This is a genomic window from Helicobacter sp. 11S03491-1, assembly GCF_002272835.1.
Taxonomy (GTDB): Bacteria; Campylobacterota; Campylobacteria; order Campylobacterales; family Helicobacteraceae; genus Helicobacter_J.
The window spans coordinates 48,621-61,772 of record NZ_MLAO01000002.1 but is presented as its reverse complement, the minus strand read 5'-3'; the positions used below and the strand labels follow the sequence as shown (position 1 = coordinate 61,772).

13 protein-coding genes are annotated in these 13,152 nt (G+C 33.5%); 4 read left to right on the top strand and 9 right to left on the bottom strand.

The genetic code is table 11. The features are described 5' to 3' along the window. Positions 1-14 precede the first annotated feature (14 nt). The 3 genes from BKH45_RS01540 (at position 15) to rmuC (ending at position 3,459) form a co-directional block, all read left to right on the top strand. Entirely contained in the window at positions 15-1,178 is a 1,164-nt protein-coding gene (locus BKH45_RS01540; RefSeq protein ID WP_095273718.1) for an MFS transporter, read from the top strand. 12 nt (positions 1,179-1,190) lie between these two features. Beyond that, positions 1,191-2,057 carry a DMT family transporter gene (locus BKH45_RS01535; protein WP_095273717.1) on the top strand — a complete coding sequence of 289 codons (867 nt, stop codon included), beginning with the start codon at positions 1,191-1,193 and terminating at the stop codon, positions 2,055-2,057. Positions 2,058-2,142: 85 nt separating this feature from the next. Continuing rightward, positions 2,143-3,459 (top strand): DNA recombination protein RmuC, encoded by a 1,317-nt coding sequence (gene rmuC / locus BKH45_RS01530; RefSeq protein ID WP_180675572.1) that lies wholly within the window; start codon positions 2,143-2,145, stop codon positions 3,457-3,459. On the opposite strand, the gene BKH45_RS01525 is transcribed toward rmuC, so the two are convergent. From BKH45_RS01525 to BKH45_RS01515, 3 genes are all read right to left on the bottom strand, one after another. Further along, positions 3,456-4,322, bottom strand: coding sequence for an outer membrane beta-barrel protein (locus BKH45_RS01525; RefSeq protein WP_095273715.1), 867 nt, complete (start codon positions 4,320-4,322; stop codon positions 3,456-3,458). The genes rmuC and BKH45_RS01525 overlap by 4 nt on opposite strands. A gap of 21 nt (positions 4,323-4,343) precedes the next feature. Then, positions 4,344-5,330 (bottom strand): tRNA-dihydrouridine synthase, encoded by a 987-nt coding sequence (locus BKH45_RS01520; protein WP_095273714.1) that lies wholly within the window; start codon positions 5,328-5,330, stop codon positions 4,344-4,346. 648 nt (positions 5,331-5,978) lie between these two features. Further along, complete coding sequence (locus BKH45_RS01515; protein WP_095273713.1) at positions 5,979-7,274, bottom strand: CCA tRNA nucleotidyltransferase; 1,296 nt, start codon at positions 7,272-7,274, stop codon at positions 5,979-5,981. A gap of 63 nt (positions 7,275-7,337) precedes the next feature. Here BKH45_RS01515 and queC point away from each other — a divergent pair, with 63 nt between their 5' ends. Continuing rightward, on the top strand, positions 7,338-8,033 hold the full coding sequence (gene queC, locus BKH45_RS01510; protein ID WP_095273712.1) for a 7-cyano-7-deazaguanine synthase QueC: 696 nt from the start codon (positions 7,338-7,340) through the stop codon (positions 8,031-8,033). A gap of 11 nt (positions 8,034-8,044) precedes the next feature. On the opposite strand, the gene rimP is transcribed toward queC, so the two are convergent. Genes rimP through BKH45_RS01480 form a run of 6 tightly spaced genes read right to left on the bottom strand, consistent with a single transcriptional unit; the run spans position 8,045 to position 13,151 of the window. Next, positions 8,045-8,485, bottom strand: a complete 441-nt coding sequence (gene rimP / locus BKH45_RS01505; protein WP_095273711.1) for a ribosome maturation factor RimP — start codon at positions 8,483-8,485, stop codon at positions 8,045-8,047. Beyond that, positions 8,478-8,849, bottom strand: a complete 372-nt coding sequence (gene rbfA, locus BKH45_RS01500) for a 30S ribosome-binding factor RbfA (RefSeq protein ID WP_095273710.1) — start codon at positions 8,847-8,849, stop codon at positions 8,478-8,480. The genes rimP and rbfA overlap by 8 nt, the downstream gene beginning before the upstream one ends. Before the next feature lie 10 nt (positions 8,850-8,859). Further along, positions 8,860-11,463 (bottom strand): translation initiation factor IF-2, encoded by a 2,604-nt coding sequence (infB, locus tag BKH45_RS01495; protein ID WP_095273709.1) that lies wholly within the window; start codon positions 11,461-11,463, stop codon positions 8,860-8,862. Then, positions 11,445-11,732 carry a DUF448 domain-containing protein gene (locus tag BKH45_RS01490; protein WP_095273708.1) on the bottom strand — a complete coding sequence of 96 codons (288 nt, stop codon included), beginning with the start codon at positions 11,730-11,732 and terminating at the stop codon, positions 11,445-11,447. Before BKH45_RS01490 ends, infB begins: the two co-directional genes overlap by 19 nt. 18 nt (positions 11,733-11,750) lie before the next feature. Next, positions 11,751-12,635: a homoserine kinase gene (gene thrB / locus BKH45_RS01485; RefSeq protein WP_095273707.1), complete on the bottom strand. Its 885-nt coding sequence runs from the start codon at positions 12,633-12,635 to the stop codon at positions 11,751-11,753. A 30-nt stretch (positions 12,636-12,665) separates the two neighbouring features. Continuing rightward, positions 12,666-13,151, bottom strand: coding sequence for a hypothetical protein (locus tag BKH45_RS01480; RefSeq protein ID WP_095273706.1), 486 nt, complete (start codon positions 13,149-13,151; stop codon positions 12,666-12,668). Position 13,152 lies beyond the last annotated feature (1 nt).

The following is a 13,152-nucleotide window of genomic DNA, read 5'->3' as shown; positions in this document are numbered from 1 at the left end:
TTTGTGGAAAATCAATGAAACAAAACTCTTCGAATAAAGCTATTTTTGCTTTAGCTTTAAGTTCTTTTTGTATGGGTGTTACTGAATTTATTGTAGCCGGGATTCTTCCTGATATTGCTAAGTATTTTCAAGTTACCCAACCAACTGCAGGATGGCTGGTAACTATTTATGCTATTGGTGTAGTTATTGGAGCACCTTTATTGAGTATTCCCTTAAGCCCGCTAAATCGCAAATACCAACTCTTGATTAACTTAGGCATTTTTGCCCTTGCAAACCTTACTATCGCCATAAGCAGCAACTTTTATTTAAGCTTATTCGCCAGAGTTGTGGCAGGATTTATGCATGGAGTATTTTTTGTAATTGCTACAATTGCTGCAGCCAAGGTTGCCAAAAAAGGCAAAGAAACTCAAGGGATTGCTATTATGGTTTCGGGATTGACAATTGCACTTGTTACAGGTGTGCCTTTGGGGACTTTTGTTGGGCAAACTTTTGGCTTTCAAGCTGTTTTTTTGTTGATTTTTATTTTAACAAGCATTGCATTTATAGCTGTTTTTATTATCATGCCCAACCATCTCCATGGCTCTGCGACTAAAATCAAATATCTTATCCTTGCCCTAAAAGTCCCTCCATTGCTTAAATGCTATATCATCACCATCTGCACATGTGGTGGGGGATTTGTGCTTTATACTTATATTGCTGATTTGCTTTTAAATATAAGCCATTTTGATAAAAAAATGATTGGCGTTATTTTATTTTTATATGGTGTTTGTGCCATTATTGGCAATCTTGTTGGAGGCAGACTTACTGATTTAAAGGGTTCTATCATGTCTTTACGTATTATTCTGGTAGGACAAGCAATCATCTATGCACTCATAACCCTAAGTGCTTATTCTCAAACAATGGTCATCATTAATTTATGTTTGATGGGATTTTTTGCCTTTGGAGGTATCTCACCACTAAAAACCCTTACAATGATAAGTGCGCAAAAATATACTCCCAATTTTACAGATAGCTCCATTAGCATTAATGAAGGAGCTTTTAATGTAGGTATTGCTTTGGCTTCTTTTGTTGGAGGGATTGTTTTTGCACGTTTAGGGATAGTCTTTAACCCTATCTTTGCCGCGATTTTTGTGCTTCCTGCTTTGCTTATCACTCTAAAAAGCTCACGGACTATTTAAAGACAAAATATAATGATAAGAAATAATTCCGGATTTAATATTTTTCTGACTATGCTTGTAATTTGCTCTTTGGGGCTGGGGAGTATTTTTGTAAAATTAAGTCCAATAGGACCTATCAATACAGGATTTTATCGTGTCCTTGTGTCTATTGTATTCTTATTCCCTTTTATTTACCAAAACAAGCAAAAAATTTCTCTTAAAAATATTTTAGTGATAATGTTTGCAGGTATTTTTCTTGCATGCGATTTCCTCTTATGGAATGTTTCTCTCCATCTTACTACAGTAGCGAATGCAAATCTTTTAGGAAATCTTGTCTCTTTTACCATTATCCCTATTTCTTACTTTCTCTATAAAGAAAAAATTCCTAAAAAATTTTTATTTGGATTATTCATCACTCTCTTTGGGCTTGTTGTTTTGTTAGAAGGCAAAGGAGTGGCAGAAGGGACAGATAGCACCAAGGGTAATTCATTTGCTTTTTGCGCTTCTATATTTTATGGGCTATTTTTAGCCGTTGTTTATAAGCTAAGAGAAAAAGTTTCTGCTTTTGAGATTATGTTTTATAGCGGGTTTGGATCTTTGATTGTTCTTATCCCTGCGACTTTTTTGATTGAAGGGATCAAATACCCGCATTCTTGGTCTTCATGGTGGCCACTTCTAGGGTTGGCAATCTTTTCTCAAATTTTGGGTCAAGGAGGGCTAAGTTATTGCTTGGGCAAAATCACCTCTCAGCTTGCTTCTGTGTTGATTCTCACCCAACCTGTTATTGCAGCCATCTATGCGCTTTTTATTTTCAATGAAAGATTAACATGGATAGAGCTTACAGGGATCGTAATTGTACTTGTTGGAATTTATATTTCCAAAGACAGATCAAAAGCTTGAGATAATATTTTATCTTTAAGATCAACTATTGAATTTTTATCTATGACAAGAGTACAATAACATTTTTTAATTTCAGGAGAAAATATTGCTTATATTTCTTATTTTTTTATCTATAACTTTTTTTACAGCCCTCATTGTCTTAGGAATTTATCATTTTAAATTTGTTGGGAACACTCCAAATATCCACAAATTACAAACAAGAATTACCGAACTTGAAACAGAACTTAGTTTGCAAAAAAATTATTATGAAAAATCCCTTTTGAATGAACAAGAAAAATTACAATCTGCTATAAAAAATCTTGAACAACAAAACAACACGCAAAAATATTATTACGAGCAACGCCTTATAGACGAACAAGAAAAATTACAATCTCTCAAAATAGAGCTACACGACACAGACAAAATCAAAAAAGAACTTAAATTAGAATTTGAAAATTTAAGTCAAAAGATTTTAGAAAACAAAACTCAAGACTTCAAAGAAGCCCAGAGCAAAACTCTCCAGCCTTTCCAAAAAGAAATCAAAGACTTCAAAGAAGCCTTTGAAAACCTCAAACAAGAGCAAATCAAAGAAAGGACAAGCCTTATTACAGAAATCAAACTCCTCAAAGATCTTAATGAAACTATTTCTAAAGAAGCCTCCAATCTTACCAAAGCCCTCAAGGGTGAAAGCAAAACCAGAGGGAATTGGGGAGAAATGATTTTAGAATCACTTTTAAAAAGAAATGGATTTGTGGAGGGACAAAATTATCATAAACAAACTCAATTTAAAGATGAAGATTCCGGCAAACGTTATCAACCTGATATTATTCTCAATCTCCCTGATGAAAGAATTATTATTATTGATGCCAAACTGAATTTGAATGCTTATGATGCTCTCATTGCCTCAGAATCCAAAGAAGATATTGAAAAAAATAAAAATCTTTTAGTATCGAATATTTATATACATTTTAATGAGCTTGGTAATAAAAAATACCATCTTTTAACACAAGGCAAAAGCCCTGATTTTACCATTATGTTTATCCCTATTGAGGGGGCTTTCATAGAAGCTATGCACGCGGATGCTGATTTATTCAACAAGGCCTATAATATGAAAGTTGTGCTTACTTCGCCCACTACGCTTATGTCTATTTTAATGACTATTAATAATTTATGGAAAAATGAACAAATTGATAAAGACTATCGCCATATTATTTCTAAATTAGAGACACTCAAAGAAAAGCTTATTACCTTTTGCAGGTATATGGATGATATAGGAAAAAGCATTGAAACGCTTCAAAATCGATATGAAAATGCAAATAAATCACTCCAAATAGGCAGAGGTAATATCCTTGACAGAATTAAAAAAATTCAAAATTCAGACCCAAAAACAACTATCTCTTATGATGAAAAAAATCATGATTAAAATAAAAAAACATAACTCACTCGCCATTCTCTATTTTTTTTAATATCAAAATTTTGCCTTAAAAGCTGTTGCTCCCAAGGATCAGGACTGCCAAAATTATGCCAATTTTGAGAATTCAGTGAATAATAAGGGATCTTGATGCCTATATTGATACGATTATGTCTTCCCAAATAAATAGAACCTCCTAAATTTGCAAAAAATCCACTTCCTGAAGCAAAAAATTTCTCATTTTTTTCAATCGCCTTATTTTCCCAAGAACTACTTCTTAAAGTTGCATATTCAACACCCCCTCCTGCATATACCCCAATTTTGAAAAAAAACATTTTGCTATAAAACATTTTGATAATCGAATCTAAAGGAAGATTAAGAAAAAAATCTAAATTCACACTATAAGCATTCCATACGCCATTATGAAATAATTCTTCTTGAGGAGGAGGAGCAGATTTCATATTATAAACCCCTATAGTAGGGGATCCTGTCGTGGAATCTGTGCCTGTAATGGTTGTAAAACTTGTATCTCTGCCCTCTTGATTTTTTTTGCTCTTTAAATTTCCCAAAGAAGCATTTGCATATTCAATACTGCCATAAATCCTAAGCCCAAAGATTTTATATTGATCAACAAAAAACTCATCCCCTACCATTGCCATAAAAGAATTGCTTTTAGCACTCGCATAACTACCACTTGTTTTATTGCCAATACAAGTCCCTCCGGCACAACCGGAATTATCTTTGGTTGCTTGTTGCCAAAAACTTGTTTTATATGCTTGTCCTAAGCTTTGTCCCCCTCCGAAGCCTACAAATAAGTTATTTTCCCCACTCCACAAAGGAAAAAATAATAGAAATGGAAGTAAAAAATATTTCAATTCTAAACCTTTTTCTTTAAATTATATGCTTTTTTTGTTAAGCTCAACTAACACAGGTAAATCGTCCTCAATGATGCTTTCATCAAAAAATATTGCAATATTTTCACGCATTTGTTTGCCGGAGGTCATTGAATTAACCTTTGTGCGAAATTCACTTGCTCCATTATGCCCTTTTGCATAAGCATGGAGATTTTTTCGAAACATCACGACCCCTCTTTCTCCATAGAATTTTACCATAGCATCAAAATGTTGCAACACTAATTCCTTCTTCACAATAGAGGGGATAGTATCTGTATTGTTTTTAATCTGCCAAAATATCCAAGGAGAACTCAAAGCCGCCCTCCCTATCATCAAACCATTTGCTCCTGTAATATCCAAAACCTCCTTAGCCTTTTTCACATTTGCAATCTCGCCATTAGCAATCAAAGGAACTTTAAGAATTTGCTTCATCATCCCAATACTTTGATAATCAATCCTGTCTTTTTTATAGCTATCACTACGTGTGCGACCATGGACTACGACAAAATCCACAGGAGAATCATTGAGGGCATGAGCGATCTCAGAAGGAATTTTTTTATCAAAACCAAGCCTAACTTTTACACTTGTGTAGGGTTTGTTGGTATTTTCTTTAATAATGTGAAGCATTTTGACCAAATGGGGGAGATCCTTAAGTAATCCACTTCCATTGCCATGATTGGCAACCTTTGGAGCAGGGCAACCACAATTAAAGTCAATAATATCAATGCCTTCTATTGTGTTAAGCACATTGATAGCTTCTTTGAGAATATCTTCCTTTGAACCTGCGATTTGGACGCAGTAAGGCGTTTCAAAAGGAGATTTTTCAACCATTTTTTGTGTTTTGGCATTGGCATAAACCAAAGCATGAGAACTAATCATTTCACTCACAGTAATATCTACCCCAAACTTTTTCACTACGCTTCTAAAAGGAAGGTCCGTATAGCCGGCCAAAGGCGCAAGCATGAGTAGGTTATTAAAATTTATTTGCATTCTCTACCTCATTTTATCTCTCATTATTATAGCATACTTGATTTTTATAAAAAATCATTTTATTGATAAATAAACTACTCCTTTTAGGCTAAAAACAATATTTTATATATATTTATAGAAATAATTATTAATCTTAAAAAAATATAAGTCAAAAATAAAAAAGTTTTTTGAGAATTTTATATGTATGCCGGTATTTTTCTGTCCTTAATCATTTTTTGTTCTTTTAACAATGCGATAGCTTTGATTGAATATCAAAACGAAGGGCTATAATCGTTCGTAATAACACCTTTTTTTCAAACAACAACCCAACATCAATGAACTTCAAACAATCCCACTAAAATATTTAATATTATTTTTCAAATAATTTCTTTCATAATAATCTATACCAAAAGGAGAATTATTTTGAAAATATTTCCTGTGAGATTATTTCTTATTAATAATAGATTTATCAATATTTATCACATCAAATAAAAGATTTTATAGCTTTGATGGCATTATATTCTTGGCATGAGATATGTATTTTAATATTTTAGTCATTGATTTTGAGAAATATTTGGGATTATTTTTGCATGGTCTTCATCAATCTGCTAAAGACAAATCCCCTTAATATTTACCTTTTTCTCAATACTTAATAAGTCACTTATATGGTTATAAAAAATTTTTCTTAACAAACTCAATGATTGTCTCTTGGGTATTTGGAATATCCTCATGGATGATGGCATCAAGGATAGCCTCAAGGATATTATGGATCTCCTTGCCTTTTTGGACACCAAGGGCTTGAAGATCATGCCCATTAATCATCAAATCTTTTAGCATAAAAGCTTCTTCTTTTTGCAGAATTTCTTGAAGCTTTTCAAAAATACTTTGTAGTTTTTCTAATTCTTCTTGATTGTCTTCTTGAGGATCAAAAGCTTTAGCTTTGGCATATTGAAGATCTAAAAACATCTTAAAATCCTCTTTTCCCAGAAGACGCAAGTATTTTTTAATCCATTGCTTCTCATCGCAAAGGGGAATAGAAGTGTATTTGATAAGTTTTAGGATTGTTTTTGTGTTTTTATTATCATATTTGAGATTTTTCAAAATTTTTTGAGCTGTTTTGAAAGGATCTTTCATGCCACAAAATAATGCTGTCATTCTTATTGTTGGATTTCTTGGGCAATACTCAATGATTTTGAGAGTTTCTTTGCTTTTTTGTAAAATCCGGGTTTGATTAAAAAATTCTCCCTCATCATCTAACACAAAAGCAATAATTTCAGCATATTCTTCCCATACACCTCGCACATATTGCCCACAAATAAACTCTTCAATCTCTTTTTTAAGTCGTTCTTTTGATATAAATTTCAAAAGTTTTTTATGAGAAAAAATAGCTTCCTTGGTTTGACAAAAAATTTCAAAACCAATCCCGGAAGCCAATCGGAGTGCTCGTAATATCCTTAAGGCGTCTTCTTCAAAGCGTTCATTAGCATTCCCAACAGCGCGAATAATTTTATTTTCTAAATCTTCTCTTCCCCCGCAAACATCAACAAGCCCACGTATTGGGTGATATGCCATAGCATTGATTGTAAAATCTCGTCTAAACAGATCTTCTTGAATATTTTGGACAAAGCCAACTTTTTTAGGTCTGCGGTGATGTTCATATTCATTTTCTGTGCGATAAGTTGTGATCTCATAAGTTTTTCCTTCTATCACAGCACTTATTGTGCCATGCCTGATACCCGTAGGGATTGCCAAAATTCCTGATGCCTTCAATATATTCATGAGAGCTTGGGGCATGCCTGAGGTTGCAATATCCCAATCCTTTGGAAAAATATCTGAAAAATTCAAAAAATTCTCTCTCAATAAACTATCACGCACACAACCCCCTACAACATAAGCCTCAAATCCATTATTTTCTAATATTGCAATAAGATGAGCAACTTGTTTGGGCAATACAATCTCAAACATCCTTATCCTTAAAGAAATTTTTGTATTATATCAAATGCTTTAAGCCAATTTTAGGAGAGACTTATGGGATCAAAATGCGTTGTAAGCTTTAGCGGTGGTCAAGATAGCACAACCACAAGTGTATGGGCAAAAAATAAATTTGATGAAGTAATATTGATCGGTTTTGATTACAATCAAAAACATAAAATTGAACTCACTCAGGCTAAACTAATTGCTCAAAAACTAAATCTTCCTTTTCATTTAATTAAAATAGATTTTTTTGCGCAAATTGTGGAATCTGCTTTATTGCAATCAAACACACAAAATGTAAATTCTACTCACCCTCAAAATCACTCTCTTCCTGCTTCTTTTGTCCCTAATCGCAATGCCATATTCATTACCATAGCTCATAGTTTTGCTCAAAAAATAGCCGCAGATACCTTAATACTAGGAGTTTCACAACAAGACTATAGCGGCTATCCTGATTGCAGGGAAGAATTTATTAAATCTATAGAAAATACTCTAAATCTGGGATCTGATACTTCTATTAAAATCCTCACCCCTTTGATGTATCTGGATAAAGCTCAAGAATTTAAACTTGCTAGAGATTTAGGTGTATTGGATTTGATATTAGAAGATACCCATACTTGTTATAATGGAGTGCGTAATAAACGTGAAGAATGGGGGTATGGGTGTGGGGAATGTCCGGCTTGCAAATTGCGCAAAAACGCTTGGGAAAAATATTTAAAAGCCTATCAAAGCATCCAAAATAATCTATAATTTTAAGAAAATTACCATCTAAAAATTGTTTTAACTTTTTTTAGTGATGTAAAAGGATAAAATCTTTCTTCTTGTTGGATTTGAAAGATTACCCCCTCAGCATTAACATCTTTAATTATCCCCTCAAATGTATCTTTTATATCTGTCTTGATGCTGACTTCTTCTCCTATGGAGAGTTTGAAATGTCTGGGAGTTTTTAAAATACGCTCAATTCCGGGCGAACTCACTTCCAGGGTATATTGTGCGCTGATAGGATCATAAACATCCAATAAAGGCGAAATAAGCTCGCTTACAGCTTGGCATTTATCTAATGTTGTCTGCATATCTTTTGCAAGAATACTGATACGTAAAATATTTATATTATTTTCTTTCAAAAAAGCAATATCATACAATTCACAATCCAAAGATGCTACCAGATTTTCTAATCGATCTTGAAGTTCTTTATCAATCATGACCATCCTCTTTAGTTTTTTCTTTTGCAATTTGATCAAAAATACTATCCAAATTCTTCGCTTTTTCTATGCTTTTATCAAAATAAAAACATAATTTTGGACATTTATACCAGCTGCTGGCTTGCAAAATATATTCTTTTAAAATCCCTTCTGCTTTTTTAAGATGATGCAAAATTTGCTCTTGTTCTTTTTGGGTATAAAAATCTGAATAAATAGATACTTCAGCATTATATTTACCCTTTGAGCATCTGACTTCCAAAATACTTAAGCTGTTTAATCTTGTATCATTTAACGTAGCAAGCCCTTCTTGAATCATTTCTTTCAAAACAGATTGTGTGCGTTGCAAGCGAATACTTTTATCCATCTAATTTTCTTTATGCAATGATTTGATTTTTTTGAACTTCCTTGTAAGTTTCAAAAACATCTCCAACTTGAATATCATTATAATTCTCCAGCATAATACCACATTCATAACCCTTAGAAACCTCTTTAGCATCATCTTTAAAACGTTTTAAAGAAGCAATAGATCCTGTATGAATCACAACTCCATTGCGTATCAAACGCACATGAATACCCCTGGCAATTACTCCATCTGTTACCATACAACCTGCTATTGTACCTACTTTTGAAATCACAAAAGTATCTCTGACTTCAGCTTGCCCTGTATTTTCTTCTTCAATAAGTGGAGACATTAAGCCTGATATTAATGCCTTCATATCATCAATCAAAGCATAAATAATAGAATAAGTTTTTATTTCCACTTTTAATTCTTTTGCCTTAGTCTTTACTGTGCCTGTAGGTCTAACATTAAACCCTAAAATAAGTGAATTATTACTTGCTGCTGCCAAAGAAATATCACTTTCTGTAATCCCTCCTACTCCAAAACCAATAATATTGATCTCTACTTCATCGTTATTGAGTTTTGCCAAACTTACTTTAATAGCTTCTAAGCTACCTTGAGTGTCTGCTTTGATAATAATAGGAATAGATTTGAGTTGCCCTTTAGCTACCATCTCAGAAAGTTCATCAAAGGAAACTTTTGTGGATTTGCTCAACTCTTTTTGACGCAAATAAGCAGCTCGCTTTTGAGCATGCTCTTTTGCCATAGAATCATTTTCTACACATACCAAAATCGATCCTGCTTCCGGGACTTCTGATAGTCCTGTAACCACTGCAACTCCTGAAGGAAGAAGTTCTGAGATATTTCTTCCATAATCGTCAATCAATGCTCGCACCCTACCAAAAGCAGTGCCTGCCACAATAGAATCTCCAACTCTCAAAGTCCCATTTTGAACAATGATAGTAGCCACAGGTCCTCTGCCCTTTTCAATACTGCCTTCAAGCACTACTGCTTTCGCGCTTGCATGCGGATTTGCCTTAAGTTCTAAAACTTCAGCCTGTATTAAAATCGTTTCTAAAAGCTTCTCAATTCCCTCTCCACTTCTAGCTGAAATAGGGATAAATTCATATTCTCCACCCCAATCATTAGGGCTGAAACCAAGTTCTGCACACTCAGCTTTTAATTTATCCGGATTTGCATTTTCTTTGTCCATTTTATTCATCGCTATAATAATCTGCACTCCGGCTGCCTTAGCATGATTGAGTGCCTCAATGGTTTGTTGCTTTACTCCATCATCAGCAGCAATTACGATGATAGCAATATCTGTAACTTGCGCCCCTCGGCTTCTCATCTGTGTAAACGCTTCATGACCGGGAGTATCAATAAAAGAAATCATTTTGCCATTTTTTTGGACCATATAAGCCCCAATATGCTGAGTGATGCCTCCTGCTTCACCACCTGCTACCCTGGTATTGCGTATTTTATCCAATAAAGAAGTTTTTCCATGATCAACATGCCCCATAATTGTTACCACAGGAGGACGCTCTTCTAGCTTATCATCAACTTCTTCTTGAATATATTCAAAATCCTCTATAGTGTTTTGAATAGAAATTTCTATCTTAAATTCATCTGCAAGAATTTCAATGGCATCTCTATCTAAGAAGTCATTTTTAGTTACCATCATCCCCAGATTGAATAATACTTTGACAACTTCAGCCAAACTTCTACCTGCAATATCAGCAAATTCATATACCCTAACTTCCTCAGGAATGCTAATCACACTTTGTGCAACCTTGAGTGTTGTATCTTGTTTGGGAATTTTTCTTTTTTTGGTGCTTCTTTTAATACTTCCCTCACTCATCCAAGGATTTTTTTTATGTACTTTGATACGATCGGTAATGGCTTGTTTAACTTGATTTTCTTCTTCTTCATCCGGAATATCTTGTTCATGCAAGTCAAAAAGCATAATCTCATTTTGTTCATCATCATACTCATCAACACTACTCAACTCTCTTTGACTAAGCAAATCAATTTTTTGTTCCTTATGTTTATGAGAAAGTTGAGGTTTAGATTTGTTGGATTTTTTTATCTTCTTTATCCCTTTATCTGAGTCATTTTGAAGTTCTTCAAGCATTTCTTGTGCTGAAGGGGCATATTGATATTTTTTTGTTTCTACCTTTGGGGCGATCTCTTCATCTATGCCTTTTTTGACAATACGAATACCCATTCTCCTGGCAACCCCTGTTTGAATATCACAATGGGTTTCTTGAGTTATTGTTTGTGATTCTTGAGATACTTGAGTGATAGGCTCTTTTATTATTTCCTCTAAAGGTTTTTCATCTAAATTATCAGTATTTTTTCCAGGAGTTTTTTTAAAAGTTTTAGTTTCTTTTTTGAGAGTTTTAAATTCTTTTTCTTCTACATTTTTGGATTCTTTAACAGGCTTAGCTTTAACTGTTTTTGGAACATAATTATTAATCCCTGTTGTAATATATTCATATAAATTGCCGGCTTCTTCTTCACTCAATCCGCTTGAAACAGTCTTAACATCCAAGCCCATTTCTTTAGCTTTTTCCAATACTTCTTTTGAATTTTTACCCGCCTCGGTTGCAATTTCTGTCAATCTAATTTTTGCCATATACTTCTTATCTCCTCGATATGCTCTTTGATAATATTTTTGTCTTTTGGGGCATTTTTGAGTTTTGCTAAACTTCCTATAATCTTATCACTACTCATACACTCCTTGCATATATAAAAACTCCTGCCATTCCCATCAAATAACTTTATCTTTACATGCTCTATCTTGAATCTTAAAAGCTCATTTTGTATCAAACGTTTCCGACAACAAATACACATTCTCATAGCTTTTTTTGATGAAAATCTTTTGAATTGAGGTGTTTTGTCCATTATTATACCAAAATTAGCTTATTCTTGCTCAAATACAATACCATCATTATCAAAATCCAGCACAAAAACTCTGAAATTTGAAAATTTTTTAGTAAAAATAGCTGCCAGCTTTTGAGCATCATCTCTATAGCACATATTAAAAAACGATGATCCACTCCCGGAAAGCGTACTCATAAGCGCTCCATTCTCTAGCGCTATTTTTTGAACCCCAAAAAGAATAGGGAATTGCTTCATTCTTCTATCTTGATGAAATCTATCTTTGCTCGCTAACCTCAAAAATTCCCATTTTCCTTGTGCAAATGCCAGGCTCATCAAAGAAGCTCTGGAAAGATTAAAAACACTTTCTGCTACAGAATATTTTCTAGGCAAAGCTTGTCTGGAATATTTTGTTGAGATGGAACGATTAGGCACAACCATTACAGCTTGAAACATATCAGGAATTTGCTGTTTTAAATGATAGACTTTTTTATAATCAACCACAGCTACATTAAATCCCCCATAAACTGCAGGAGTGATATTATCCGGATGGGATTCATAATTAAGGGCTGCATTTAAAATACTTTCTCTATCAATTTTTTTCCCTGCAACTTCATAAGCAGCGCTAATGGCGCCTACAATAACTGCCGAACTGCTTCCCATACCTCTGGAAATAGGGATTTTGTTACTAAAAAAAAATCTAAATTCCCTCTCAAGAATCCCAAAGTCTAATAAAGTTTTTTTGAATATTTTTACAAACATATTATCAATCAAAAACTTGGGCATTCCCTCACCTTCTCCTACAATCTGAATACTTGTAAGCTTAGAAGGTGTAATATGAAATTGGTTTCTAAAATTAAGACTTAATCCAAGAGAATCAAATCCCGGTCCCAGATTAGCGCTTGTTGCAGGAATACTTACAATCATTATTTCCCCGAAAAATTTTCGCTATTATACCTAAATAGGGGGCAAAATATACATAGGAATATTTTGAGTATCAAAGGCATTGAGATCAATCATTTTGGGCAAAGAAAAATCTAAGGGGATCTCTTGTTTGAATGGGACAAGTTCAATTTCTCCCAAAGAATTTCTAATAAAATATTTATTTCCAAATGCCTTAATAGGGGCATTTTGATTAAAATAAAAACTACTTGTAGAATAAAGATGAATTGATTGAGACAAAGCTAGTGTTTGCAAAAAAATATGTGTCAATTTCAAAGAAGTAAAACTACCCGGTCCTCTTGCATAAAAAATCGATCTAAGCCCAAGATTATGCTTTTGTGTATAAGCAAATATTTCACTAAAAACCTCCATCAAAGCATCCCCTGTTTTTTGCACAGAAGAAAAAACCTTTTGAAGTTTCAAGTCCCTATAAACCCCACATTTTAAAGGAGAATTTACACTAATAAGAACTAAATCAATCTCTTGTTTTAAATCCTCCAAT